Source organism: Actinotalea caeni (genome assembly GCF_009733795.1).
Classification (GTDB): domain Bacteria; phylum Actinomycetota; class Actinomycetes; order Actinomycetales; family Beutenbergiaceae; genus Pseudactinotalea; species Pseudactinotalea caeni.
On the sequence record NZ_WNXX01000006.1, the window covers coordinates 91,680 to 115,341 of the forward strand.

The 23,662-nt window shown below is 73.9% G+C and carries 26 protein-coding genes; 13 read left to right on the forward strand and 13 right to left on the reverse strand.

Annotation, left to right across the window (positions count from 1 at the left end; translation table 11 throughout):
- Positions 1-37 precede the first annotated feature (37 nt).
- From GPA02_RS07295 to GPA02_RS07305, 3 genes are all read left to right on the forward strand, one after another.
- Positions 38-682, forward strand: coding sequence for a LysE family translocator (locus GPA02_RS07295; RefSeq protein ID WP_156199258.1), 645 nt, complete (start codon positions 38-40; stop codon positions 680-682).
- Positions 683-796: 114 nt separating this feature from the next.
- Positions 797-988 carry a hypothetical protein gene (locus GPA02_RS07300; protein WP_156199259.1) on the forward strand — a complete coding sequence of 64 codons (192 nt, stop codon included), beginning with the start codon at positions 797-799 and terminating at the stop codon, positions 986-988.
- Between the two features lie 12 nt (positions 989-1,000).
- Positions 1,001-2,101 (forward strand): hypothetical protein, encoded by a 1,101-nt coding sequence (locus GPA02_RS07305; protein ID WP_156199260.1) that lies wholly within the window; start codon positions 1,001-1,003, stop codon positions 2,099-2,101.
- Between the two features lies 1 nt (position 2,102).
- On the opposite strand, the gene GPA02_RS07310 is transcribed toward GPA02_RS07305, so the two are convergent.
- Positions 2,103-2,756, reverse strand: coding sequence for a DsbA family oxidoreductase (locus GPA02_RS07310; RefSeq protein WP_156199261.1), 654 nt, complete (start codon positions 2,754-2,756; stop codon positions 2,103-2,105).
- A gap of 74 nt (positions 2,757-2,830) precedes the next feature.
- Here GPA02_RS07310 and GPA02_RS07315 point away from each other — a divergent pair, with 74 nt between their 5' ends.
- Positions 2,831-3,256, forward strand: a complete 426-nt coding sequence (locus tag GPA02_RS07315; protein ID WP_156199262.1) for a PPOX class F420-dependent oxidoreductase — start codon at positions 2,831-2,833, stop codon at positions 3,254-3,256.
- Here GPA02_RS07315 and GPA02_RS07320 read toward each other — a convergent pair.
- Positions 3,241-4,707, reverse strand: a complete 1,467-nt coding sequence (locus GPA02_RS07320) for an XRE family transcriptional regulator (protein WP_156199263.1) — start codon at positions 4,705-4,707, stop codon at positions 3,241-3,243. The two genes, GPA02_RS07315 and GPA02_RS07320, sit on opposite strands and share 16 nt — an antisense overlap.
- A gap of 77 nt (positions 4,708-4,784) precedes the next feature.
- On the opposite strand from GPA02_RS07320, the gene aceA reads away from it, so the two are divergent.
- From aceA to purD, 3 genes are read left to right on the forward strand one after another with little or no spacing between them, the layout of a single operon-like run.
- Positions 4,785-6,128: an isocitrate lyase gene (aceA, locus tag GPA02_RS07325; protein WP_156199264.1), complete on the forward strand. Its 1,344-nt coding sequence runs from the start codon at positions 4,785-4,787 to the stop codon at positions 6,126-6,128.
- On the forward strand, positions 6,128-7,669 hold the full coding sequence (locus tag GPA02_RS07330) for a malate synthase (protein WP_156199265.1): 1,542 nt from the start codon (positions 6,128-6,130) through the stop codon (positions 7,667-7,669). The genes aceA and GPA02_RS07330 overlap by 1 nt, the downstream gene beginning before the upstream one ends.
- A gap of 25 nt (positions 7,670-7,694) precedes the next feature.
- Positions 7,695-8,948 carry a phosphoribosylamine--glycine ligase gene (purD, locus tag GPA02_RS07335; protein ID WP_156199266.1) on the forward strand — a complete coding sequence of 418 codons (1,254 nt, stop codon included), beginning with the start codon at positions 7,695-7,697 and terminating at the stop codon, positions 8,946-8,948.
- A gap of 31 nt (positions 8,949-8,979) precedes the next feature.
- Here the strand turns inward: purD and GPA02_RS07340 are convergent, their stop codons facing one another.
- Entirely contained in the window at positions 8,980-9,921 is a 942-nt protein-coding gene (locus GPA02_RS07340) for a GNAT family N-acetyltransferase (RefSeq protein ID WP_156199267.1), read from the reverse strand.
- A 399-nt stretch (positions 9,922-10,320) separates the two neighbouring features.
- Positions 10,321-11,334 (reverse strand): helix-turn-helix domain-containing protein, encoded by a 1,014-nt coding sequence (locus tag GPA02_RS07345; protein ID WP_156199268.1) that lies wholly within the window; start codon positions 11,332-11,334, stop codon positions 10,321-10,323.
- Between the two features lie 86 nt (positions 11,335-11,420).
- On the opposite strand from GPA02_RS07345, the gene GPA02_RS07350 reads away from it, so the two are divergent.
- Positions 11,421-11,627, forward strand: a complete 207-nt coding sequence (locus GPA02_RS07350; protein WP_156199269.1) for a hypothetical protein — start codon at positions 11,421-11,423, stop codon at positions 11,625-11,627.
- 69 nt (positions 11,628-11,696) lie between these two features.
- Here GPA02_RS07350 and GPA02_RS07355 read toward each other — a convergent pair whose 3' ends face one another.
- From GPA02_RS07355 to GPA02_RS07380, 6 genes are all read right to left on the reverse strand, one after another.
- Entirely contained in the window at positions 11,697-12,605 is a 909-nt protein-coding gene (locus tag GPA02_RS07355; RefSeq protein ID WP_240133936.1) for a carbohydrate ABC transporter permease, read from the reverse strand.
- Complete coding sequence (locus GPA02_RS07360) at positions 12,602-13,648, reverse strand: carbohydrate ABC transporter permease (RefSeq protein ID WP_240133937.1); 1,047 nt, start codon at positions 13,646-13,648, stop codon at positions 12,602-12,604. Before GPA02_RS07360 ends, GPA02_RS07355 begins: the two co-directional genes overlap by 4 nt.
- A gap of 65 nt (positions 13,649-13,713) precedes the next feature.
- Positions 13,714-15,102 (reverse strand): ABC transporter substrate-binding protein, encoded by a 1,389-nt coding sequence (locus GPA02_RS07365; RefSeq protein WP_156199271.1) that lies wholly within the window; start codon positions 15,100-15,102, stop codon positions 13,714-13,716.
- A 211-nt stretch (positions 15,103-15,313) separates the two neighbouring features.
- Positions 15,314-16,744: an AAA family ATPase gene (locus tag GPA02_RS07370; protein WP_156199272.1), complete on the reverse strand. Its 1,431-nt coding sequence runs from the start codon at positions 16,742-16,744 to the stop codon at positions 15,314-15,316.
- Positions 16,745-16,766: 22 nt separating this feature from the next.
- Positions 16,767-17,891 carry a TNT domain-containing protein gene (locus GPA02_RS07375; RefSeq protein WP_156199273.1) on the reverse strand — a complete coding sequence of 375 codons (1,125 nt, stop codon included), beginning with the start codon at positions 17,889-17,891 and terminating at the stop codon, positions 16,767-16,769.
- A 61-nt stretch (positions 17,892-17,952) separates the two neighbouring features.
- Positions 17,953-18,135, reverse strand: coding sequence for a YegP family protein (locus GPA02_RS07380; protein ID WP_156199274.1), 183 nt, complete (start codon positions 18,133-18,135; stop codon positions 17,953-17,955).
- A 101-nt stretch (positions 18,136-18,236) separates the two neighbouring features.
- Between GPA02_RS07380 and GPA02_RS07385 the strand changes: the two genes are divergently transcribed.
- From GPA02_RS07385 to GPA02_RS07405, 5 genes are all read left to right on the forward strand, one after another.
- On the forward strand, positions 18,237-19,124 hold the full coding sequence (locus GPA02_RS07385) for a phosphoribosylaminoimidazolesuccinocarboxamide synthase (RefSeq protein ID WP_156199275.1): 888 nt from the start codon (positions 18,237-18,239) through the stop codon (positions 19,122-19,124).
- A gap of 111 nt (positions 19,125-19,235) precedes the next feature.
- Positions 19,236-19,493 carry a phosphoribosylformylglycinamidine synthase subunit PurS gene (gene purS / locus GPA02_RS07390; RefSeq protein WP_156199276.1) on the forward strand — a complete coding sequence of 86 codons (258 nt, stop codon included), beginning with the start codon at positions 19,236-19,238 and terminating at the stop codon, positions 19,491-19,493.
- Complete coding sequence (purQ, locus tag GPA02_RS07395; RefSeq protein WP_156199277.1) at positions 19,490-20,170, forward strand: phosphoribosylformylglycinamidine synthase subunit PurQ; 681 nt, start codon at positions 19,490-19,492, stop codon at positions 20,168-20,170. Before purS ends, purQ begins: the two co-directional genes overlap by 4 nt.
- Before the next feature lie 56 nt (positions 20,171-20,226).
- Positions 20,227-20,649, forward strand: coding sequence for a ribonuclease HI (gene rnhA, locus GPA02_RS07400; RefSeq protein ID WP_156199366.1), 423 nt, complete (start codon positions 20,227-20,229; stop codon positions 20,647-20,649).
- Positions 20,646-21,743 carry a hypothetical protein gene (locus GPA02_RS07405; protein ID WP_156199278.1) on the forward strand — a complete coding sequence of 366 codons (1,098 nt, stop codon included), beginning with the start codon at positions 20,646-20,648 and terminating at the stop codon, positions 21,741-21,743. Before rnhA ends, GPA02_RS07405 begins: the two co-directional genes overlap by 4 nt.
- A 1-nt stretch (position 21,744) precedes the next feature.
- Here GPA02_RS07405 and GPA02_RS07410 read toward each other — a convergent pair whose 3' ends face one another.
- The 3 genes from GPA02_RS07410 to GPA02_RS07420 all read right to left on the reverse strand — a co-directional run bounded on the left by GPA02_RS07410 (position 21,745) and on the right by GPA02_RS07420 (position 23,651).
- Positions 21,745-22,086, reverse strand: a complete 342-nt coding sequence (locus tag GPA02_RS07410) for an ArsR/SmtB family transcription factor (protein ID WP_156199279.1) — start codon at positions 22,084-22,086, stop codon at positions 21,745-21,747.
- Positions 22,083-23,009, reverse strand: coding sequence for an SRPBCC domain-containing protein (locus GPA02_RS07415; RefSeq protein WP_156199280.1), 927 nt, complete (start codon positions 23,007-23,009; stop codon positions 22,083-22,085). Before GPA02_RS07415 ends, GPA02_RS07410 begins: the two co-directional genes overlap by 4 nt.
- A 99-nt stretch (positions 23,010-23,108) precedes the next feature.
- Positions 23,109-23,651, reverse strand: coding sequence for a HEAT repeat domain-containing protein (locus GPA02_RS07420; RefSeq protein WP_156199281.1), 543 nt, complete (start codon positions 23,649-23,651; stop codon positions 23,109-23,111).
- Positions 23,652-23,662 lie beyond the last annotated feature (11 nt).

Below are 23,662 nucleotides of genomic sequence, written 5' to 3' on the forward strand. Positions count from 1 at the left end.
CTTCCCGGCGTCCGACGGCGGCGCTAGCGTGGCGGACGTGCCACCCGCCGACGCGATGCTCGCCTTCTTCGTCACGGCCGTCGTCATCATCGTCGTGCCCGGCCCGAGCGTGCTGTTCGTCGTGGGCCGGGCGCTCGCGCACGGCCGCAGCGCCGCGCTCGCCAGCGTGGTCGGCAACGCGATCGGCTGCGTCGTCGTGCTGGTGCTGGTCGCGCTCGGGCTGGGTGCGGTCGTGCAGTCCTCGCAGCTGGCCTTCACGGCGCTCAAGGTCGTCGGTGCGCTGTACCTGGTGTGGCTCGGCGTGCAGGCGATCCGGCACCGCGACGCGCTCGACCCGGGCGCGCTCGCGCAGGCGGGCGAGACGGGGCCGCTGTCCCCGGTGCAGGCGGGTCGGCAGGGCCTGGTGGTCGGGCTGACCAACCCGAAGGTGTACGTGATGTTCGCGGCCCTGCTGCCGCAGTTCGTCGCGCCCGAGGCCGGCTCCGTGCGCGTGCAGATCCTCGTGCTCGGCGCGGTCATGGTGCTGTTCGGGCTGGTCTCCGACGGCGTGTGGGCCGTCGCCGCCGCCCGGCTGCGGGCGGTGCTCACCCGGACGCCCCGCCGCAGCCGCGCCGTCATCGCGACCGGTGGCGCCACGATGATCGGGCTCGGCGCCTGGCTCGCGGTGGGCGAGCGGGCCTGAGCAGACGGCGACCGCGCGGCCGGCCCGCGGGCCGGACACGCCGCCTCGCGTCCGCGGCGGGGGCGCGCGCGGCGGTTACCGTGAGTCGACCCCTGACCCGTCTGGAGCCACGTCATGTCCACTGGAGTCGTCGCCCTGCTGCTGGGCATCGGCATGGTGCTCGCGCTGCGCTCGAAGATGACCGGCCTCGGGGTGTTCCTCGGTGTCATCTTCGGGTTCGTGCTCGCGCTCACGCCGCTCGGCGGGCCCGTCAACGATGCCCTGAACGCTCTCGGGGAAGCGATCGCGGTCCTCGTCACCGAGTAGCGCGCCCCTCCCATGACCGGTCGCGCCGCAGCCGTCCGGAACCGACTGCTGGTCGCCGTCGCCGCGATCCTGCTGGCGTGGCTGTTCGGCTGGACCTCCGACGAGGGCCTCGTCGCCCTGCTGGTCGCTCTCGTGGCGCTGGCGCTTGCCGCCGTGCAGGCGTGGTGCGGCGGGCTCGGGGTGGTGTCCCAGTGGCTCCTGCGGTACCGGCACAGCGGCATCGGGGTGCGCGCCCTCGGCGACATCATCGGCGAGCACCACGACGACATGGTGCGCGCCGGGCTCGTCGTGCCGCGACCGCGCAGGTTCCACCAGGCCTGGGTGTCCTGGCGCCGCCGGCGGCCGCCGCGGCCGCTGCCGGACCTGGTGCCGCGGCTGCGGCACCGCCCGGTCGACGGCGGCATCCTCGTCAGCCTCGAGGCCGTCCGCGCGGGCATGTCGCAGGACGACATCGTGCGCGCGGTGCCGCGGCTGCGCTCGGCCTGGGGCGTCGACGTCATCCGGGCGCGACCGCTGCCGGGCGGCCGCGTCGTCGACCTCTGGATCCCGCTGACCGACGAGGCGCGGGCGGACGCCGAGCACGACGACGCCGACGGGCTGGGCGATCTCGACGACCTCGGCGACCTCGACGACCTCGCACCGACCTCGCCGCGGGTGGGTCGCGACCGGCCCGCGGTGCGGCGACCGGCCACCCGGGACCCGCAGCGTCGCCTGCCGCCGATCTCGCCGGCCCGGCCGCCGGACGCGCCGACGATCGTCGTCGCGGGCCGCGGCGAGCGGCAGCCACGTCGCGAGCCGGACGCCCCGCCGCGCTTCCAGCCTCGGCTGGAGCCCGACGAGCGGGGCCGCTACGAGCTGACCGTGCTGCCGCCCGACGCCGCGCGCACGTTCGAGCCGCGGCCGCTCGAGGACCCGCGCAGCGTCGAGGCCTCGCCGCGCACGGACGAGATCCCGGTCGTCGAGGCGCCGACCAGCCTCCCCGCACGGGTGCCGCCCCCGCCGCAGACCAGCCGGCGGCCCGAGCTCAACGGCGGCGACCGGGTCAACCCGACCGACGTCGACGAGAGGCACCTGCGGCTCGGACCCCACTGGCGGGTGGGCAAGGAGCGCTGACTCAGGCCGGGGCGCGCTCGCCCCAGGCGCGTGCGAGCACGTCCGTGAAGAGCTCGGTCGGCTGCGCGCCGGAGATCCCGTAGCGGGAGTCGACGACGAAGAACGGCACCCCCGTCGCGCCGTAGGCCCGCGCCTGCGCGACGTCGGCTGCGACGGCGGCGGCGAGCTCGTCGCCCTCGAGGACCTCGGCGACGCGCTGCGCGTCGATGCCGACGGCGGCGCCCAGCTCGGCGAGCACGGCGTGGTCGGCGATGTCGCGCCCCTCGACGAAGTACGCGGACAGCAGCCGCTCCTCGAGGTCGCCCTGCGCACCCGGGGCGCCCTCGGCGCGGGCGAGGTGCAGCAGCCGGTGCGCGTCGCGGCTGCTCGTGTGCAGCGCCCGGGTCTGGTCGAGGACGAGACCCTCGCCGCGGGCGATCTCGTCGACCTGGGCGATCATGCGCAGGCCGGCCTCCTCGCCGCCGCCGTAGCGGCGGCCGAGCATCTGGGGGACGGTCTCGGTCCCGTGCCGTGGCGCGTCGGGGTCGAGCTCGAAGGAGTGCCACACGACCTCGACCTCGTCGCGGTGCTCGAAGGACGCGAGCGCGGACTCCAGGCGACGCTTGCCGATGTAGCACCACGGGCACACGACGTCGGCCCAGATGTCGATCCTCATGCCTGCGCCAACAGCGGGTGCGGTGCCGGTGTTCCCGCGGGAATGAGCCGCCGCGGCGCGCGGTTCGCACGGGCATGACCGCACCTGCCGAGCCCGCGCTCCTCGACGTCGTCGCCCGCCACCACCTCGGGGTCCTCGCCACCCTCAAGCGCGACGGCCGGCCGCAGCTGTCCGACGTCACGTACGTCTTCGACCCGCAGGCGCGCACGATCCGGGTGTCGGTCACCGACACGCGCGCCAAGACCCGCAACATCCGCCGCGACCCCCGGGTCAGCCTGCACGTGCGACCGCAAGGGTGGGGCTACGCCGTCGTCGAGGGCGCCGGGCGGCTCAGCGAGGTGACCCGCGCCGTCGACGACGCGACCGCCGAGGAGCTCGTGCGGCTGTACCGCGACATCCGCGGTGAGCACCCCGACTGGGACGAGTACCGCGCGGCGATGGTCGAGCAGGAGCGGCTGGTCCTCACGATCGACGTCGAGCGCGTCTACGGCGCGCTCTGAGGGGCCCGCTCGGGCGGCGGGGTGCGCGGCGCGTGGGCGTCGAGGAACGCGTAGACCTCGGCGTCGTCGACCCCGGGGAACCGGCCGGACGGCAGCGCGCCGAAGATATGGGTGTGGACCTTGGCGCTCGGCCACGCCGCGTCCGACCAGCGGCGTGCCAGCCGCGGGTCCGGCTGCTTGCAGCAGGTCGGGTCCGGGCAGCGTGACACCGAGCGGTTCGTCGTCTCGCGGCCGCGGAACCAGCGCGACTCGACGTACGGGACGCCGATCGTGATCGAGAAGTCGCCGTCGGTGCCCGAGCCGGTCTGCGCCGAGCACCAGTAGGTGCCGGTGACCGTGTCGGTGTAGCAGTGGAACTCCCCGACGAGGTCGTCGACGTCGAACACCGCGCGCGAGGTCCAGTGCCGGCACACGGTCTGGCCCTCGATCGCGCCGGTGACGTCCTGCGGGAAGGCCACGCCGTCGTTCTCGTACCCCTTGAGCAGGGTGCCGTCGCGCGTGACGCGTGCGAAGTGGCAGCGGATGCCCAGGTGCGAGGTCGCGAGGTTCGTGAACCGGTGGGCGGCGCTCTCGTGGGTGACGCCGAACGCGTCGCGGAAGTCCTCGATCGCGAGGTCCCGGTTCTTCTTCGCCTCGCTCAGCAGCTCGACGGCGGTGCGCTCGGGCATGAGGCACGCCGCCGCGAAGTACGTGATCTCCAGGCGCTGCCGCAGGAAGTCGAGGTAGGTCGCCGGCTGCGCGTGCCCGAGCACGCGGTGCGCGACCGCCTGCAGTGCGAGCGAGCGCAGCCCGTGCCCGCCCGGTATCGAGGCCGGCGGCAGGTAGATGCGCCGGTTCTCCAGGTCGGTGACCGAGCGCGCCGAGCTCGGCAGGTCGCGCGCGTGGTGCAGCGTGAAGCCGAGCCGTTCGACGATCGCCTCGACCATCCGGTGCGTGAGCGGCCCGCCGCGGTAGCCGACGGGCTCCAGCACCTCGGCGGCCGCGCGCTCGACGTCGGGCAGGTGGTTGTCGACGGCGCGCATCTCGTTGCGCAGCCGCGTGTTCGCCCGCCGTGCCTCCTCGGGGGTGGCGCTGGCCTCGCTGGCGCGCCGGGCGAGCTCGCCGTGCAGCCCGACCAGCGCCTCGAGCACCTCGAGCGGGAGCTTGCGGCTCGTGCGGACCTCGGGCAGCCGGAGCTCGCGGTAGAGCGGGCCGCGCTGCGCCTCGGCGAGAGCGATCTCGAGCTCGTCGCGGCGGCTGGGCGGCTCGGCGGAGAGCAGCGCGGCGACCTCGACGCCGAGCGCCTGCGCGATCGCCTGCAGCAGGCCCAGACGCGGCTCGCGCTTGCCGTTCTCGATCAGCGACAGCTGCGAGGGCGCGGCGCCGACCTGGGCGCCCAGGTGCTCGAGGGTCAGACCGGCAGCGGTGCGCAGGTGGCGGATCTGCCGTCCGACGGCGAGCGGGGTGGTCATCGCTTCACGCTAGCGAAAGATCGGCCGATCTTTCCGGCGATCAGAGATGGAATGTGGCTTGCGCTGCAGCGACAGTGATGCCACCGGCACCGCCGGGCGAAAGGAGCACTGCCGTGACCACCACCACCGACCGCCCCACCGCGACGACCACCCGCCTCGACCCCGCCGACGACCTGCGTCGCCGCTGGGCCACCGAGGAGCGCTGGGCCGGCGTCCGACGCAGCTACAGCGCCGAGGACGTCGTCCGGCTGCGGGGCCGCGTCGTCGAGGAGCACACGCTCGCCCGCCGTGGCGCCGAGCGCCTCTGGGAGCTCATGGGCACCCGGCCGTACGTCAACGCGCTCGGCGCGCTGACCGGTGGCCAGGCCGTGCAGATGGTCAAGGCCGGACTCGAGGCGATCTACCTCTCCGGGTGGCAGGTGGCCGCCGACGCGAACCTCGCCGGCCAGACCTACCCGGACCAGAGCCTCTACCCGGCGAACTCGGTGCCCGCCGTCGTCCGCCGCATCAACAACGCGCTGCTGCGGGCCGACCAGATCTCGTGGTCCGAGACCGGCGACCCGGGGGTCGAGATGCTGGCGCCGATCGTCGCCGACGCCGAGGCCGGCTTCGGCGGCCCGCTCAACGCGTTCGAGCTGATGAAGGCCATGATCGCGGCCGGCGCCGCGGGCGTGCACTTCGAGGACCAGCTCGCGAGCGAGAAGAAGTGCGGGCACATGGGCGGCAAGGTGCTCGTCCCCACCGCGCAGCACGTCCGCACCCTCAACGCGGCCCGGCTCGCGGCTGACGTCCTCGACGTGCCGTCCGTCGTCATCGCCCGCACCGACGCGCTCGGCGCGAACCTGCTCACGACCGACGTCGACGAGCGAGACGCCCGGTTCACGACCGGCGAGCGCACGGCCGAGGGCTTCTACCGGGTCACGCCCGGCCCCGAGGCCGCCATCGCCCGTGGGCTCGCGTACGCGCCCTACTGCGACCTCATCTGGGTCGAGACCAGCACCCCCGACCTAGGCTTCGCGCGCCGGTTCGCCGAGGCGATCCATGCCGAGCACCCCGGCAAGCGGCTCGCCTACAACTGCTCACCCAGCTTCAACTGGGCGGCGGCGCTCGAGCGCGAGGTCATCGCCCGCTTCCAGCGCGAGCTCGGTGCGATGGGCTACGCGTTCCAGTTCATCACGCTGGCCGGTTTCCACGCCCTCAACCACTCGATGTTCGAGCTCGCGCACGGCTACGCCCGCACCGGGATGACCGCCTACGTCGCGCTCCAGCAGGCCGAGCTCGCGGCCGCAGAGCGCGGCTACACCGCCGCGCGCCACCAGGCCGAGGTCGGCACGGGCTACTTCGACCAGGTCGCGACGGCGCTCAACCCGACGTCGGACACCCTCGCCCTCGTGGGCAGCACCGAGCAGGAGCAGTTCTGATGACCGCGACCCTCGTCCCTCCCACCACCGCGACGGCGCCCGCGCCGCCGCGGCCGGACCTGCTCGAGCCGGCGGCGCTCGCCGTCGTCGAGCGGCTGCACCGCACCTTCGAGGACCGGCGCCGGGCCGTGCTCGCCGAGACGGACCGCCGTCGCGCGGCCGGCCCGCCGCAGCCCGAGCTCGACCCGAGCCCGGTCGCGCTCGATCCCGACTGGCAGGTCGCCCCGCCGCCGGCGGCGCTGCGCCGCCGGCACGTCGAGCTCACCTCGCCGCTGACCCGCCGCTACGCGACCAGCGCGATGCGCTCCGGCGCCGACGTCTGGCTCGCCGACCTCGAGGACTCGCTCTCGCCGACCTGGGACAACGTGCGGGAGGCGCACGAGGTGCTGGCCGACGTCGTCGACGGGCGGATCGCGCCCGACGAGGGCACGCCCGCCCCGACGCTCATGGTGCGGCCGCGGGCGCTGCACCTGCACGAGCGTCACCTGCAGGTCGACGGCGAGCCGGTCGCGGCCTCGTTCGCCGACGTCGGGCTGCTGGTGCACCACCACGGTCGCACGCTCGCGGCGCGCGGGCTCGGGCCGTTCCTCTACCTGCCGAAGATCTCCTCGGTCGCCGAGGCGGAGCTCTGGCGCGACGTGCTGGAGCACCTCGAGCGGGAGGTGGGGCTGCCCACCGCGACGATCCGCACCACGGTGCTCATCGAGACGCTGCCCGCCGCGCTGCGGATGGAGGAGATCCTCCACGTGCTGCGCGACCGGGCCGCGGGCCTCAACGCGGGCCGCTGGGACTACCTGTTCTCCGTCCTGAAGGAGGTCCCCGACGCCCCGCTGCCCGACCGGCACGAGGTGACGATGACGTCGTCGTTCATGCGCGCGTTCACCGAGCGGCTCGTCGCCACCTGTCACCGCCGCGGCACCCACGCGATCGCCGGGCCGGCCTCGGTGCTGCCGCGCGGTGCGGGCTGGCGCGCCGCAGGGCTCGCGCTCGCCCGGGTCCGTGCCGACGCCGACACGTTCGCGCAGGACGGCTTCGACGGCTCCTGGGTGGCGCACCCGGACCTGGTCTCGACCGTCCGCGGCGTGTACCGGGCCGTCGCGTGCGGCCGCGACCACCAGATCGGGCGCACCCGCCCCGACCGCATCGACGACGTCGAGCTGCTCGACTTCGCCTCCGCGGGCGGCGCGCGCACGATCGAGGGCCTGCGCGCCAACGTGCGGGCGTGCCTGCGCTACCTCGCGTCGTGGCTGACCGGCACCGGTGCGATCGCGGTCGACGGCGAGATGGAGGACGCCGCGACCGCCGAGATCGCCCGCATGCAGGTGCGGCAGTGGCTGCGGCAGCGCACCGTGCTCGACGAGGGCATCCAGGTGACGCCCGCGCTCGTGCACCGGGTGCTGGCGGACGAGCGGCAGCGGGCCGAGAGCGGCGGCGACGTGCCGCTCGCGCGGCTGGGCGACGCCGTCGCGCTCGTGCTCGAGCTGGTCGAGGGCGCCGACGTGGAGTTCCTCACCGAGGTGGCCTACCCGCGGCTGGGGTGACAGCGGCTCGATAGGGTCGGGGTCCGTGAGGATCCTCGTCATCGGTTCCGGCGCGCGCGAGCACGCCATCGCCCGGGCTCTGGCCCTCGACCCGGCGACCTCCGCGGTCGTCGTCGCCCCCGGCAACCCCGGCACCGCGACGCTGCCGGGCGCGGAGAACGCCGCCGTCGACCCGCTCGACCCGGCGGCGGTGACCGCGCTGGCGCAGCGGCTCGAGGCCGACCTCGTCGTCGTCGGGCCGGAGGCGCCGCTGGTCGCGGGGGTGGCCGACGCCGTGCGCGCGGCTGGCATCCCGGTGTTCGGCCCGGACGCCGCCGCGGCGCGGCTCGAGGGGTCGAAGGCGTTCGCCAAGGACGTCATGGCCGCCGCCGCGGTGCCGACCGCGATGGCGCACGTGTGCTCCTCGCTCGCCGAGGTCGAGGCCGCGCTCGACGCGTTCGGGGCGCCCTACGTCGTCAAGGACGACGGGCTCGCCGCCGGCAAGGGCGTCGTCGTGACCGACGACCGCGCCGCCGCGCTCGCGCACGCGGCGAGCTGCCTGGAGCACGCCCAGGTCGTCGTCGAGGAGTACCTCGACGGCCCCGAGGTCTCGCTGTTCTGCCTGTCCGACGGCGAGACGGTCGTCCCGCTCGCGCCCGCGCAGGACTACAAGCGGCTGCTCGACGACGACGCCGGTCCCAACACCGGCGGCATGGGCGCCTACTCGCCGCTGACCTGGGCGCCGGCCGGGCTCACGGACGAGGTCGTCGAGCGGGTCGCGCTGCCCGCGGTGCGGGAGCTCGCCCGCCGCGGCACCCCGTTCGTCGGGCTGCTCTACTGCGGGCTGGCGCTCACCTCGCGGGGGCTGCGCGTCGTCGAGTTCAACGCACGCTTCGGCGACCCCGAGACGCAGGTGGTCCTGGCCCGGTTGCGGTCCTCGCTCGCGACCGCGCTGCACGCGGCGGCGACCGGTGCGCTCGCGAGCCTGCCGCCGCTGCGCTGGTCCGACGAGGCCGCCGTCACCGTCGTCGTCTCCGCGCACGGCTACCCCGAGGCGCCGCGCAAGGGCGACCCGATCACCGGCGTCGAGGCAGCCGAGGCGCTCGACGGCGTGCACGTGCTGCACGCGGGCACCGCGGCCGACGACGCTGGCCGGCTGGTGACCGCGGGCGGCCGCGTGCTCTCGGTCGTCGGGACCGGTGCCGACGTCGCCGCCGCGCGGGCCGCCGCCTACGCGGGCGTCGCCGAGATCGCGATCGACGGCGCGCACCACCGCACGGACATCGCCGCCGGCCGCTGACGGCGCCCCCGCCGCGGCGGTCGTCAGGTGGTCAGGTGGTCGCGACGCGCTTGGTGAACGTCGCCACCGTGCGGACCGGGCGGAACCCGGCCGAGGCGTAGAGACCGCCCGCGCCGGTCGGGTTGTCGGAGTCGACCGAGAGGTCGACGACGTCGTAGCGGCCGGACGCCGCGGCGTCCGCGACCGTGGTCACGAGAGCGGCGCGCCCCAGCCCCTGGCCGCGCGCCTCGGGCCGCGTGCCGACGAGGCTGATGTAGAGCTCCCGCTCGACCCACTGGCCGCACAGCACGTACGCGAGCACGACGCCGTCGTCGACGAGCACGCGCGAGTCGGCGGCGCGGAACGAGCGTGCCGAGACCATCTCGTCCCACGCCTCGCGGGTGCGGGCCGTCGAGCCCCAGTGCCCCGCGAACGCCTCGTTGTGCGCGAGCCGGGTCGCCTCGGACACGTCGTCGCCGAACGGCCGGATGCGGGGGTCGGGGACGGCGGCGACGGCGGGTCCGGGCAGCGGACGCGCCATGTCGGTGAACCAGCGGGCGGGTGCGTAGCCGGCGTCGGTGAGGAGCGGGCGCGCGTCGCTGCCCTCCTTGCCGCCGGAGGCGCGCATCAGCAGCGGCGCACCCGGGTGGCGCTCGCGGGCGACCGCGAGCGCGCGCGGCTCCATGCGGGCCAGCAGCGCGGTGCCGATGCCGCGCCCGCGCCAGTCCGGGTGGACGCCGCCGGTGAGGTCGGCGCGCGCCTCGCCGTCGGCGGTGAGCTGCAGGCTGACGCGCAGCTGGCCGAAGGCGACCATCACCTCGCCGTCCCACACCGCCCAGGAGTCCTGCGCGGCGTCGAACCCGTGCTCCTCGAGCTCCTCGGCGAGGTCCTCGGCGTCGTAGTACTCGTCGGTGTCGTCGACCTTCGCGAGCAGGTTGGTGAGGTCGGCCCACTGCGGCGTCGTCTCGGCGGTGAGCGCGGTCCAGGTCAGCACCGCGCCATCCTCCCCGCCCCGCCCGCTCCCCGCCACCGCAATACCCCGCACCCCACCCCCACTTTCACCGCACTTTGCAACAGCCCCCACTTTCACCGCACTTTGGAGCAGTCCTACTTCACCGCACTTCCTGCCGCGGCCCGGTTTCACCGCACTTCCTGCTGCCTCTGCCGGATGGTGGTCAGGCGGGTCTGCCCCTGGCGGCCGCCGACAGGAGCCTGGACGCGGTCGTCGCAGCACGACGGCGAGGTGAGACGGCGCCGCTGTCGCACCCGAGCCGGACGGTGCCATCGGCAGAAGTGCGGTGAAGCCAAGGGGCGGCAGAAAGTGCGGTGTAAGCGGAGCCTGTTGCAAAGTGCGGTGAAACCGCAGGGTGTTGCACAGTGCGGTGAAAGTGGGTCAGGCGGGCGCTGTGGTTGTGGTGGGGGTGGGGGTGGGGGTGGGGGTGGGGATCGGGGCCTGGGTGGGGGAGAAGGCGCGGCGGTAGCGCTGGGGTGAGGTGCCGAGGACGGTCTGGAAGTGGGCGCGGAGGACGGCGGCGGAGCCGAAGCCGACCTCGCGGGCGATCGTCTCGACCGAGGAGTCGGTGGCCTCCAGCAGCTCGCGGGCGCGGAGCACGCGCTGCTGCAGCAGCCACTTGTGGGGCGTCGTGCCGGTCTCGGCGACGAAGCGGCGCGCGAAGGTGCGCTCGGACATCAGCGCCCGCTTGGCGAGCGTGGGGACCGTGTGGGGCTCGTGGAGAGTCGCGAGCACCTCGTCCAGCAGCGGCTGCAGGCTCTCGGCCTGGCACTCCGGCACCGGGGTCGCGACGTACTGGCGCTGGCCGCCGTCGCGCTGCGGCGGCACCACCATGCGGCGCGCGATCGTCGTCGCCACCGAGGCGCCGTGCTCCCGGCGCACCAGGTGCAGGCAGGCGTCGATCCCGGCGCTCGTGCCCGCGCTGGTGATGAGGCTGCCGTTGTCGACGAACAGCACGTCCATCGTGACGTCGACCTGCGGGAACCGCTCCTTGAACTGCTGCAGGTAGCGCCAGTGCGTCGTCGCGCGCTTGCCGTCGAGCAGGCCGGTCGCGGCGAGCACGAACGAGCCGCTGCAGATCGACAGGACCGTCGCGCCGCGTGCGTGCGCCTCGCGGACGACGTCGAGCAGCTCGTCGGGGTAGTCCTCACGGATGCCGGACGCCGGCAGCACGACCAGGTCGGCCGTCGCCGCCTCGGACCAGTCGTGCGTCGGCAGGAAGCCCCCGCCCGTCATCACCTGCACCGGCTGCCCCGCGACGGGGCCGGCGCTGATGAACTCGAAGTCGGGGACGCCTTCCTCGGTGCGGTCCATGCCGAACACCTCGGACGCGACCGCGTGCTCGAAGGGCGCCATCGGCTCGGTCAGGAGGGCGACCACCCGCTGCAGTGCCATGCACCCACCGTACGTGGCAGGAATCCTGCGTGCAATGGCATCTCGGCCACTCGTGGCAGAAACCGTGCGAGCGCAGGATGGATGCCATGGACATCCTGCTGATCGCCCTCGTGATCCTCGGCCTGATCTACCTGCTGCACCGCGACGACGAGACGGTGCTGATGGTCCCCTACACGCTGGTCGACCGCGACGTCGAGCGCGTGCAGGCCGACCTCCGCGCCGGCGCCGACCGGCTCGCCCGCGACGCCTACCCCAGCGCCGTGCTCAGCGACGCCTGGGAGCGCCGCGCATGACACCCGCCCACCACGCACGACGGCGGCCGGTCACCACGAGGGTGACCGGCCGCCGTCGCGTCGGGCGGCTCAGCCCTTGACGGCCCCCGACGTGAGACCGCGGACGAAGAACCGCTGCAGGAACACGAACACCACGATCGGCAGCGCCATCGAGATGAAGGCGCCGGCCGTCAGCAGCTCCGCGCCCTGACCCTGGGTGCCGAGCAGCTGCTGCAGCTGCACGATCACCGTCGCGTTGGTCGGGAGCAGGAACAGCTTGGCGATCAGCAGGTCGTTCCAGACCCAGAGGAACTGCAGCGTCGCGAACGCCGCCATCGCCGGGATCGACATCGGCGCCACCAGTCGCCAGAACGTCTGGTAGTGGCTGGCGCCGTCGATCTTGGCCGACTCCACGACCGAGTACGGCAGCGTCGCCATGTAGTTGCGCAGCGTGTAGAGGCACAGCGGCATGCCGAACCCGGTGTGCAGCAGCCAGATCGCCACGAACTGCCCGGAGATGCCGATCCCGTAGGGGCCGAGCAGGTACAGCATCGGCTGCAGGGCGACCTGGATCGGCACCACCATGACGGCGACGATCACCACGAACAGGATCTCCTTGCCGGGGAACTCCATGAACGTGAAGGCGTAGGCCGCGAACGCGGCGAACATGATCGGCAGGATCGTCGCGGGGATCGACACCACGAGGGTGTTGAGGAACCCCATCGCCATGTTCGAGCCCTCGAGCACGCCCGCGTAGTTGTCGAGCGTCCAGCCCTGCTCGACCGGGTTGAACAGCGCGGTCCACCAGCCCGAGGTGGAGACCGCCTCGCGGCTGCGGAACGAGCTGACCAGCAGGCCCAGGGTCGGCACCGACCACAGGAAGGCCAGCACGACCATCACGATGATCGAGGTCCAGCTCCGGGGCCGGCCGTCCTTCATGTACGACGGCTGCCGCTTGGACTTCTTCGCGACCCGGGGGGCGTCGGCGACGGCGCTCATCGGCCCTGCTCCTTCCGGAAGTGGCGCACCTGGTAGATGAGGATCGGCGTCACCAGGATCAGCAGGATCACGACGATCGCCGAGGCGCGTCCCGCGCGGCCCTGCGTGAACAGCTCCTGGAAGAACATCAGCGCGATCACGTTGGTGCGGTAGTTGCCGTTCGTGAGCACGTAGACGATGTCGAAGACCTTCAGCACCAGGATCACGACCGTGATGAAGACCGTGATGATCGTGCCCTTGATCTGCGGGATGATCACCTTGAAGAAGACCTGACGCTCGTTGGCGCCGTCGATCCGGGCGGCCTCCAGGGTCTCGTCCGGCACGGCCTTGATCGCGCCGGAGAGCAGCACCATCGCGAACCCGGACTGCATCCAGATGAGGATGAGCATCATCAGCAGCGAGTTGAGCCGCGCGGTGTCCTGCTGGATCCAGTCGATCGAGGTCCCGAGGATCGCGTTGAGGATGCCGATGTTGGGGTTGGCGCTGTAGATCAGCACGCCCCAGATCGTCGAGGCACCGACGAACGAGACCGCCATCGGCAGGAAGATCAGGCTCTTGGCGACGTTCTCGCCCTTGGCGGAGAGCCGGTCGGCGAACAGCGCCACCGCGATGCCGATGACCACCGTCAGCGCCGGCACGATGATCAGCCACAGCGCGTTGTTCGTCAGCGCCAGCCAGAACGCGGAGTCGGCGAAGATCGACCGGTAGTTGTCGAGGCCGACGTATCTGGTGCTGTCGTTGTTGGCGAAGCTGTAGTTGATCGTCTGGATCGTCGGGTACAGCAGCATCAGCCCGATGAGCCCGAACGCCGGCAGCACGAACGCGTAGGGGATCAGCCCCTGCGACAACCGCTGCGGCAGCGACTCGATCGTGACGTTGATGAAGTAGAACAGCAGCGCGGCCCCGCCGAGCCCGGCGACCATGCCGACCAGCGCCATGAGGACGCGGTTGTGGAAGTACCACCCGGGGTAGTACGCCAGCGACAGGAACACGTTGGCGGTCAGCCACGCGACCACGCACACCCCGAGGATCCCCACGAGCATCCGCAGGGGTCGAGCGGGTGAACCACCTCGCCTGACGGTGGTCGGAGGTGTCTGGGCGACGGCGGTCATGACTCCGACTCGTCCTCGGCCTCGTCGTCGGTGGGCCACGTCCGCTCGATCTCGGCCGTGACCTCCTCCGCCGTCTTGTCGCCGCGCAGCCACTCGACCATGCCGGTCCAGAAGGTGCCGCCGCCGACGGCGTTGGGCATGAGGTCGGAGCCGTCGAACCGGAACACGTCCGCCGCGGCGACGATCTCCGCCGTCTGGCGGGTGATCTCGTCCGCGTACTGGCTGGCGTCGAAGGTCGTGTGCGGGGACAGCCAGCCGCCGGCCGACGCCCACTCGCCGCCGAACTGGTCGGAGGTGATGAACTCCATGACGGCGATCGCGTCGGGGTCGTTGCCGTTCATCAGTGCCGCGATGTCACCGCCGCCCATGATCGGCTGGCCGTCGTACTCGGAGTCCGCGGCCCGCGGGAACACGAACAGCCCGACCTGGTTGTCGAGGTCGGCCTGCACGTCGTCGGGCAGGAAGCCCGTGACGAAGTTGCCCTGCCGCTCCAGCATGCACTTCGGCGGGTCGTCGAACGCCGGGAGCATCGCGTCGCTGAACGGTGTCGAGAGCACCCCGGACGGGCCGCCGAGCACGTTGCCCTCGGTCTGCAGCAGCTCGCCGTAGGCGTCGAAGGCGGCGACGACGCGCTCGTCGTCGAACGGGATCTCGTGCGAGGTCCACTGGTCGTACACGTCCGGCCCCCAGAGCCGGAGCATGTACTCCTCGATCCAGTCGGTGCCGACCCAGCCGGTCGCCTGGTCCGAGCCCCAGCCCATGCACCAGGGTGTGATGCCGTCGGCCTTGATCTCCTCGGCCACCGCGTCGAGCTCGTCGAGGTCCGCCGGCTCGGTGTTGTAGCCGCCGGCCTCGTACGCCTCGGCCGGGTACCAGACGATCGACTTGACCGCCATCCGCATCGGCGCGCCGTACACGCGGCCGTTCATGCGGGCCGACTCCAGGAAGCCCGGCACCAGCGTGCGGTCGAGCGCGTCGAAGTCGAGGTAGGTGTCGATCGGCTGGATGTAGCCGTCCTCGGCGAGCTCGAGCAGACCGCCCGGCTGCGGGAAGATCGCGATGTCCGGGGCCTGGCCGGAGTTGGTGCGGAGCCGGATCGTGTTCGTGAAGTCCTGGTCGGCCGTGTACTGGATCGTGATGCCGCTCTCGGCCTCGAACTCCTCCAGCGACGCGAGGAAGCCTTCCTGCTCCTGGCCTCCGAACGCGCCCAGGATCGTCACGACGCCGTCGCCGTCGGCCTCGGCGTTGTCGGCGATGCCCTCGCCACCGCCGCCGGGTGCGCCACCGCCGCCCTGGTTCGGGTTGTTCAGACAGCCGGTCAGGATCATCGCCCCGGCTGTGGCGGTGCACGCCAGCGCCACCAGGCGCCGCCTGAGTCCTCGCATCGCGACTCCCTCGTCCGTGTGTGCGAAAGGGGTCGCCGACAGCCACCCCCCGATCGGCACGGTACAACCGGACAACTACCGGTGTGGGGGAGTACCGGGGCCGCCGGGCGCTGTTATCGAACTGAGACCTCGCCGGGCGCAGTGCTCGACGGCGTCTCGCCGGTGCCCGAGGTGCCCGACGGCGCCCGGTCGCCCGGTGGTCGAGCGCGCGCTAGGCGTACCCTCCGCCGGACTCCGCCCAGTCGCCGCCGCCGAGCAGGGCGCGGGTGATCGCGGAGGAGTCGGCGGTCATCTCGGCGAGCGCGTCGCGCAGGTGCTGGTCGCCGAGCTCCTCCTCGGCGACCGCGGCGAGCAGCACCGCCCGCCGCACCAGCTCCTTGGCGAACGAGGCGGTGGTGCCGTCGGAGTCGCGCGCGACCTCGTCGAGCACGTCGGCGCTGAACGGCAGCCCGCGCCCGTAGAGCGCGAGCAGCGCGCGCCGGGCCGCCCGGTCGGGCCGCGGGATCTCGACCGCCAGGTCGACGCGGCCGGGACGCTGGGCGAGCGCCGGCTCGAGCACGTCGACGCGGTTGGTGGTGAGCAGGAACGTGACGTCGGAGTCGGAGGCGAGGCCGTCGAGGGCGTCCAGCACCTCGAACAGCAGCGGCGAGGAGTGGAAGTGGTCGCGCTGCTCGGCGACGAGGTCGCAGTCCTCGAGCACGACGATCGCGGGCTGCAGCGCCCGTGCGGTCTGGGTCGCGAGCGAGACGAGCTGCAGCGCCATCCCGGAGAGCATGATGACCGTCGCGTCCTCGGCCATGCCGAGCAGGTGCCGGACCGTCAGCGTCTTGCCGGTGCCGGGCGGGCCGAACAGCAGCACGCCGCGCTTGAGGTGCTGGCCGGCGCTCGCGAGCCGGTCCCGGTGCGCGCCGATGCCGAGCACGTGCCGCTCGATCCGGGCGAGCGTGCCGGCGGGCAGCACGATGTCGGAGGCGGCGACCTGCGGTCGCGGCTGGAACGTCACCTGCCCCTGGCTCGGCATCCCCAGGCTCGCCTCGAACTCCGAGCCGCCGAACGTGACGACCTGGCCCCGCAGCACGCTGTGGGCGTTCATCAGCTCGTGCACACGGCCGAGCAGCGCGGCGGCCACGCCGTCGGCGGCCGCGATGACCTCCAGCCGCGGCGTCGCGCCGTACTGCGGCCGCGCACCGCGGATCGCGACCGCGACCGGGTGCTCGGCGCCGTCGTGCCGCCACCGCAGCAGGTAGATGCCGAAGGAGACGGCGGAGCGCTCGCTGTCTGGACCGGTCGCGACCTTCGCGTAGTCGACCGGCCCGACCGGCAGCTCGACGTAGGTGGTGTTGAGCATCTCCGACAGGCTCGAGTGCCAGCGCTGCTCGCCGCCGCCCACCCCGATCAGCTCGGCGCCGTCGGTCTCGCGCGCGACCAGCTCCAGCGCGAGGTCGACGTCGGCGAACCGGAACGGGCTGACCTCGTCGGTCAGTACCGGCAGCGCGGAGGGGTCCTCGCCGAGATGGGCGCCGAGCCGCTCGACCAGGCGCTGCCGGTCGCCCAGCCGCTCGCGGGCCGCGTACCCGCTCGCGGCCTCGGCGAGCCGGCCGAACTGGGACAGGAACCGGCCGAGGTCGTCGGGTGCGCTCACGGTGAGATCCAACACCACGCCGTCAAGGGACGACGTCGACGACGGCCAGCACCTGGTCCCGGACCAGGTCGCGCACCGCGTGACCGCCCTCGACGTGGAAGCGGATGCCGCCGCCGGGCTGCCCGAACCACGGCGCGACGATCTCGGCCTGCACCTCGACCGGCCGCAGCGCCACGAAGGTGACGACCCGGGCGCCGGGCGCGTTCGCCGTCGGCGGCAGCGACCGCATCTCCCAGGGCGTGCCCCAGGCGAAGAAGTACAGGCCGTCGAGGCCGCCGAGGCGGTCGTAGGGGACGCCGGTCGCGAGGTTGGTGATGAGCCCGCCCTGGCCGACGTTGCGCAGCCGGTCCGCGAGGTGCTGGTAGGACTCCTGCGCCTGCGCGGCGCGGGCGGCGACCTCGTGCGAGGTGAGCCGCACCGGCGCAGGCAGCGGCGCCGTCAGGTACTGCCACACCGCGAAGCAGGCGTCCCGCTCGCTGCGGAACTCGCCGAGCAGGTGGTGCTGGCCGTAGTCGGTGATGCGCAGCGCCAGGTGGGCGGGGGAGTAGCGCACCACCTCGAGCGCGCCCTCGAACGCGGGCCCGGCCGGCTCGCCCGGGAGCACGACGGCGGCCCGCGGCACCCCGAGCCCGTCGAGGGCCGCGCGCAGCTCGGCCACCGCCTCGCCCTCGACGGCGTCCGGCGCGAGCCAGTCCGGCAGGTGCGCGCGGTCGCGGGGGTGCCGTCGGAGATCGGCGAGCCAGCGCTCCTCCGACGGGACCGGCGGTGCGGGTGGTGCCCCGTCCGGCCCGGCGGCGGGCGTCTCGAGCATCGACAGCCCCGGCGCGTCCCAGTCGGGCCGGCGGTCGTAGTTCGGCATCAGCACGACCTCGCCACCGTCGAGGACGGCACGCGCGGAGAACCACGCCCCGGTCGTCGGGGTCGCCATCTGGGTGCGCAGCCCGGCGAACGCCGCCACCGCGGCGTCCGGCAGCAGCACCCGGCGGGGACCGTCCGGCTCGAACCGGAACGCGCGCCCGCTGTGCTGCGTGCCCGTCTGCGACCACTCGGCCTCGACGCGCACCGGCGGCTCGCCCGCGAGCGCGGCCAGCGCGTCGCGCAGCGCGCGCAGCAGGCCGGGGTCCGGCGCGGGGGCGGCCTGCTGCATGGTGGCTCAGGCTAGCCGCAGCGGCCCGGCCCGCGGGGCGGCGGGCGGTGCGAGGTCGGCGTCAGCCCTCGATCTCGACGACCGGCGCGTCCGGGGCGTTCCTCTTGATCGACTCGATGCCGTTCTGTGCCGCGCTCTTGCTCTCGTAGGCCTCGCCGGTGGCGATGACCTGGCCGTTGCCCGCCTTGAGGCGGAAGCGCCACTTGCCCGCCCTGTCCTTGTACAGCTCGAGCTTGCCCGCCATCGCGCGTCTCCCGAGTCCGTGAGGGTCCGTGCCGGGGAGCAGAGGGGCGGCGACGTGCCCGCGGGGGCGGAACGGTGCCGTGGCCCTGGAAGGATGCAGCCATGGCTGCTGAGATCCCAGGCTGGACGCACGTCTACTCGGGCAAGGTCCGTGACCTGTACGAACCCGCGGGGCCGGAGGCCGGTCACCCCGGCGACGTCGTGCTGGTGGTCGCGAGCGACCGCATCAGCGCCTACGACCACGTGCTCCCGACGCCGATCCCGGACAAGGGCGCGGTGCTCACGGCACTGAGCCTGTGGTGGTTCGAGACGCTGGGCGTGCCGCACCACGTGGTCTCGACCGACGTGCCGGACGCGGTCGCCGGCCGGGCGATGGTCTGCCGCCGGCTGGCGATGTTCCCGATCGAGTGCGTCGCGCGCGGCTACCTCACCGGCTCCGGGCTGGTCGAGTACCGCGAGAGCGGCGAGGTGTGCGGTGTCCCGCTCCCCGACGGGCTGGAGGACGGCAGCCGGCTGCCGCGGCCGATCTTCACCCCGGCACGCAAGGCGGACCTCGGCGAGCACGACGAGAACATCACGTTCGAGAAGGCGGCGGCCGCCGTCGGCGAGGACGACGCGACCCGGCTGCGCGACCTCACGCTCGAGCTCTACACGCGCGCCGCGGAGATCGCGCTGGAGCGCGGCGTCATCCTCGCCGACACGAAGTTCGAGTTCGGGCGCGTGCCCGGCACCGACGAGATCGTGCTGGGCGACGAGGTGCTGACGCCGGACTCCTCGCGCTACTGGCCGGCCGACCAGTGGCAGCCCGGGCGCCCGCAGCCCAGCTTCGACAAGCAGTTCGTGCGCGACTGGCTGACGTCGCCGGCATCGGGGTGGGACCGGCACGGCGACGTCCCGCCGCCGCCGCTCCCGGACGACGTCGTCGAGCGCACCCGTGCGCGCTACGTCGAGGCCTACGAGCGGCTGACCGGGCGCACCTTCGCGTCCTGACGCCCGGCGCACGGCCGCGGGGCGGGCGCCCGGCCGGCGCGGCACGGAGCGTGTCGCACGCGCGGATAGGCTGGGCCCTGCCCAGGTGCCGTCAGTCAGGAGTTGCCAGCCGTGGCCACAGTGATCGTCGAGGTCATGCCGAAACCGGAGATCCTGGACCCCCAGGGCAAGGCGGTCGCCGGTGCGCTGCCGCGGCTCGGGTTCACCGGGTTCGCGTCGGTGCGGCAGGGCAAGCGCTTCGAGCTCGAGGTCGAGGGCGAGGTCACCGAGGAGGTGCTCGAGCAGGCCCGGCGCGCCGCGGCGGAGGTGCTGAGCAACCCCGTGATCGAGGACGTCGTGTCCGTGCACGTGCTCGGGGAGCAGGCGTGACCGCCCGCATCGGCGTCGTCACGTTCCCAGGGTCGCTCGACGACCGCGACGCCGCCCGTGCCGTCCGGCTCGCCGGCGCCGAGCCGGTGCGGTTGTGGCACGCCGACGACGACCTCGCCGGCGTCGACGCGGTCGTGCTGCCCGGCGGGTTCTCCTACGGCGACTACCTGCGCGCCGGCGCGATCTCCCGCTTCGCGCCGGTGATGGGTGCCGTCGTCGACGCCGCGAACGGCGGCATGCCGGTGCTCGGCATCTGCAACGGCTTCCAGATCCTGTGCGAGTCGCACCTGCTCGCTGGCGCGATGGTCAAGAACGACCACCTGCACTTCGTGTGCCGCGACCAGACGCTGCGCGTGGAGAACGCGAGCACCGCCTGGACGAACGCGTTCGAGGCGGGCGAGGAGATCGTCATCCCGCTGAAGAACCAGGACGGCCAGTTCATCGCCGACGAGCGCACCCTCGACGAGCTCGAGGGCGAGGGCCGGGTGGTCTTCCGCTACACCGGGGTCAACCCCAACGGCTCGCGCCGCGACATCGCCGGCATCACCAACGCCCGCGGCAACGTCGTCGGTCTGATGCCGCACCCCGAGCACGCGACCGAGCCCGGCTTCGGTCCCGGCACCGACGGGCTGCGGTTCTTCACCTCGGCGATCACCGCGGCGCTCGCCACCGCGTGACCACGACCCAGCCGGGCGCGCCGGCGGCCGGGGGCGACGCCGTCGACCACGTCGAGATGTGGACCGACGGCGCCTGCAAGGGCAACCCCGGCCCGGGCGGCTGGGGCGTGCTGATCCGGTGGGACGGTGTCGTCAAGGAGCTCTACGGCGGCGAGGCCAGCACGACCAACAACCGCATGGAGCTGATGGCGGTCATCGAGGGCCTGCGCGCCCTCAAGCGCCCGTGCGCGGTGCGGCTGCACGTGGACTCGGTCTACGTCATGAACGGCATGCAGTCGTGGATCCACGGCTGGAAGCGCAACGGCTGGCGCACCGCGGGCAAGAAGCCGGTGAAGAACGCCGAGCTGTGGCGCGAGCTCGACACCGAGGTGAGCCGCCACAGCATCACCTGGGTATGGGTCAAGGGGCACGCGGGCGACCCCGGCAACGAGCGCGCCGACGAGCTCGCGAACCTCGGGGTGGCGTCGGTCCGGTCATGACCGGACGGCGGGCGCGTGCAGGGGGTCTGCTCGCGCTCGCGCTGCTCGCGGGCCTGCTCGGGTGCGGCCGCCCGGAGCCCGAGCTCGCCTGGTCGCGCGTCGAGGTGCCCGACGGCGTGACGCCGCTGCTCCTGGTCGCGGTCGCCGACGACCTGCTCGTCGCCGGGGCGGCCGAGGACCTGCCGACCCCGCGCGTGCTGCGGCTCGACGGGGACGGCGGCCTGGACCCGGTGCCGGTGACCGCGGACAGCTACTACGGGGTGCGCGCGCTGTGGTTCGACGCCGCGGTCCGGGGCGAGGAGGTCGTCGCGATCGGGCGGCAGTCGGGAGGCGCGCACGGCAACCCGCGGTGGACGACCTGGGAGGGCGGCGCGGCGGGCGTGGTCGAGCAGCCCGAGCAGCCGCTGTCGGTGTTCGGCGGCTGGGGCGCCGGCGGCCTGGCCGGGATCACGCTCACGGCCGACGGCCCGGTGATCGTCGGCACCCGCACCGGCGAGGTGCCCGGGCTCGACATCCGGCTGTGGCTGCCGGACGGCGACGACTGGGTCGAGCAGCCCTCGGCCGGCACCGCGCTCGCGGCCAGCGACGACGTGCGCCCGGTCGCGACCGATGTCGTCGTCGACGGCGACGCCCTGCTGATCACGGGGCTCGTGCAGTCCGACGACGGCCGGGTGGCCGCGGCCGTGTGGCGTGCGCCCGGGCCGGCCGGGCCGTGGCAGCGCGTCGACCTCCCCGCCGAGGGGCGCGTGGTGTCTGCGCAGGACGCGCTGTGCGACGCCGGCCGCTGCCTCGTGGTCGGTCGTGCCGACGGCGCGGTCGCGGCCTGGTGGGTCGAGGGCGCCGAGGTCTCGCCCACGACGCTCCCGGAGGTGCCGCCGGGCCGGACGACCGACGACGTGCCGGCGCCGGTGCTGTGGCAGGGCACGTTCGCCGTCGTGCTCCCGGACGGCGAGGACGGCCTGGTCGCGGTGTCCGAGGACGACGGCTGGCGCACGCTGCCCGGTCCGCCGGGCCGGCCGGTGGCGGCCGCGGCCGCCCACGGGGCGCTGCACGTCGTCACCGAGGACGGCGGTGTGTGGTCGGCGCAGCGGTGACTCAGCGCGCGGTGCCCGCCTCGGCCTCGGCGATCGCCTTGAGGCGCTCCAGGCGAGCGTCCCAGCCGCGCCCGATCGCGTCCAGCTGCTGCGCCAGCAGGCTCAGCCGGGCGCCGATCGCGCGGTAGCGCAGCTGCTTGCCGGCCCGCTCGGGCTCCACGAGCCCGGCCGCGGCCAGCACGCCGAGGTGGCGCGCGATCGCCTGCCGGCTGACGGGCAGCCGCTCGGCGAGCTCGCTGGCCGAGAGCGCCTCGGTGCCGACGAGCTGGAGCACCTGCCAGCGGGTGTCGTCGGCGAGCGCGCCGCACACCTCGACCACCCCGGGCGCGGGCGACGCGCTCATCGCGCCCGCCCCTCGACGTGCGCGACGAGGGCGTCGAGCACGGCGTCCCAGCCGCCGGTGTTCTGCTCCATCGCGGCGCGACGCTCGGCCGCGGGCGTGCGGTCGAACCCGCTCTCGACGACGGTCACCAGCGTCGCCTCGCCGGCCTCGACGAGGTCGAACCGGACGTGCGTGCTGCGCGGTCCGGGCTCGGTCTCGCCGAGGTCGCCCCAGGTGAACGTGAACAGGCTGGGCTCCTCGACGCGTTCGAGCAGCACCGGGAACAGGCCGTGCCCGACCAGCTCGAAGGTGCCGAGCGAGCCCGGGCGGACGCCGTCGGGGAAGGACGCGGGGTGCCCCCACCACGCCTCGATCGCGGCCGGGGTGGTGAGGGCGCGCCACACGGTCGGGCGGTCGGCACCGACGAGCACGGTCCGGGTGATCGTGCCGGCGTCGAGGTCGGCGACGGCGCCGCCGCCACGGCGCAGCGTCGTCACGTGCGCGACGAGCTCGTCGAGCTCGCGCTCCCAGCCCTCGGCGTGGTCGGCCATCGCGGCGCGGTGGGCGGCGACGTCGCCGCGCAAGGTGTCGAACCCGGTCTCGACGACGGTGAGCTGCGTGCCGTCGCCGTCCGGGGTCAGCGTGAAGGTGGCGGTGGTGGCGTTGTCCGGGCGGAGCTCCTCGCCGGGCGTGCCCCAGGTGAACGCGAACCGGTGCGGGGGCTCGTGGACGTCGACGCGGACCGGGTGGTCGCCGGCGTCGGTCCAGCCGAACGTGCCGGTGGCGCCGGCGTGGACGCCGTCGGGGAAGGTCGCGCTCTGACCGAACCACTGCGCGATCTGGTCGGGGGAGGTGAGGACCGCCCACACGAGCGACGGCGGCGCGTCGATGCGCAGCGTGCGGCTGACGGTGGCGGTGTCCAGGTCGACCTGCGAGGTGGTCATGACGGCTCCGATCTGCAACTGATATGTTGCATCAAGGTAACGCCCCACGGGCGCTCGCGCAACCCCTGTGTTGCAGATCGTTCGGCGACGTCGACGCGATCAGAGGTCGAGGCGCTCCGACAACCGCGCGAGCGCGCGCCGAGCGGCCTCGGCGACCGCGGCGTCGGGGTCGTCGAGCGCGTCGTGCACCGGCCCCAGGTGCTCGTGCTCGCCGACCGCGCCGATGGCGCGTGCGGCTGCAGCGCGCACGCGCGGGACGTCGTCGCCGAGCAGCGGGAGCAGCGCCTCCGCGGCGGCGCCGACCTCGCGCACGGCCACGACCGCCGCGCTCGTCTCGCGGACGCGCCAGTGCGCATCGTGCAGGCCTGCGACGAGCGCGCGCTGGGCGGCCAGGCCGGCCTCGCAGCCCTCGCACCACACGTACCGCATCGCGCGCGCCGCCCACGAGCGCGGCAGCCAGCGGACGTCGGACTCCCGGACCAGCCGGGCGCCACCGGGTCCGCCGAGCAGGTCGAGGTCGATCTCGACGTCGTCGGGGTCGCGGCCGCCGAGCAGCGCGGCGCACAGACCCAGCACCGTCTCCTCGCCGTACCGGGCGCACGCCTGCGCGACCCAGTCCCTCGGGTGTCCCCGCGCGGCCATGCGGCCATGAT

Coding starts and splice junctions, on each gene's coding strand:
- GPA02_RS07300 (WP_156199259.1), top strand. CDS start 797: ATGTCCACTGGAGTCGTCGCCCTGCTGCTGGGCATCGGCATGGTGCTC.
- GPA02_RS07305 (WP_156199260.1), top strand. CDS start 1,001: ATGACCGGTCGCGCCGCAGCCGTCCGGAACCGACTGCTGGTCGCCGTC.
- GPA02_RS07310 (WP_156199261.1), bottom strand. CDS start 2,756: ATGAGGATCGACATCTGGGCCGACGTCGTGTGCCCGTGGTGCTACATC.
- GPA02_RS07315 (WP_156199262.1), top strand. CDS start 2,831: ATGACCGCACCTGCCGAGCCCGCGCTCCTCGACGTCGTCGCCCGCCAC.
- GPA02_RS07320 (WP_156199263.1), bottom strand. CDS start 4,707: ATGACCACCCCGCTCGCCGTCGGACGGCAGATCCGCCACCTGCGCACC.
- aceA (WP_156199264.1), top strand. CDS start 4,785: ATGCCACCGGCACCGCCGGGCGAAAGGAGCACTGCCGTGACCACCACC.
- GPA02_RS07330 (WP_156199265.1), top strand. CDS start 6,128: ATGACCGCGACCCTCGTCCCTCCCACCACCGCGACGGCGCCCGCGCCG.
- GPA02_RS07345 (WP_156199268.1), bottom strand. CDS start 11,334: ATGGCACTGCAGCGGGTGGTCGCCCTCCTGACCGAGCCGATGGCGCCC.
- GPA02_RS07350 (WP_156199269.1), top strand. CDS start 11,421: ATGGACATCCTGCTGATCGCCCTCGTGATCCTCGGCCTGATCTACCTG.
- GPA02_RS07355 (WP_240133936.1), bottom strand. CDS start 12,605: ATGAGCGCCGTCGCCGACGCCCCCCGGGTCGCGAAGAAGTCCAAGCGG.
- GPA02_RS07360 (WP_240133937.1), bottom strand. CDS start 13,648: ATGCTCGTGGGGATCCTCGGGGTGTGCGTGGTCGCGTGGCTGACCGCC.
- GPA02_RS07365 (WP_156199271.1), bottom strand. CDS start 15,102: ATGCGAGGACTCAGGCGGCGCCTGGTGGCGCTGGCGTGCACCGCCACA.
- GPA02_RS07375 (WP_156199273.1), bottom strand. CDS start 17,891: ATGCAGCAGGCCGCCCCCGCGCCGGACCCCGGCCTGCTGCGCGCGCTG.
- GPA02_RS07380 (WP_156199274.1), bottom strand. CDS start 18,135: ATGGCGGGCAAGCTCGAGCTGTACAAGGACAGGGCGGGCAAGTGGCGC.
- GPA02_RS07385 (WP_156199275.1), top strand. CDS start 18,237: ATGGCTGCTGAGATCCCAGGCTGGACGCACGTCTACTCGGGCAAGGTC.
- rnhA (WP_156199366.1), top strand. CDS start 20,227: ATGTGGACCGACGGCGCCTGCAAGGGCAACCCCGGCCCGGGCGGCTGG.
- GPA02_RS07405 (WP_156199278.1), top strand. CDS start 20,646: ATGACCGGACGGCGGGCGCGTGCAGGGGGTCTGCTCGCGCTCGCGCTG.
- GPA02_RS07410 (WP_156199279.1), bottom strand. CDS start 22,086: ATGAGCGCGTCGCCCGCGCCCGGGGTGGTCGAGGTGTGCGGCGCGCTC.
- GPA02_RS07415 (WP_156199280.1), bottom strand. CDS start 23,009: ATGACCACCTCGCAGGTCGACCTGGACACCGCCACCGTCAGCCGCACG.
- GPA02_RS07420 (WP_156199281.1), bottom strand. CDS start 23,651: ATGGCCGCGCGGGGACACCCGAGGGACTGGGTCGCGCAGGCGTGCGCC.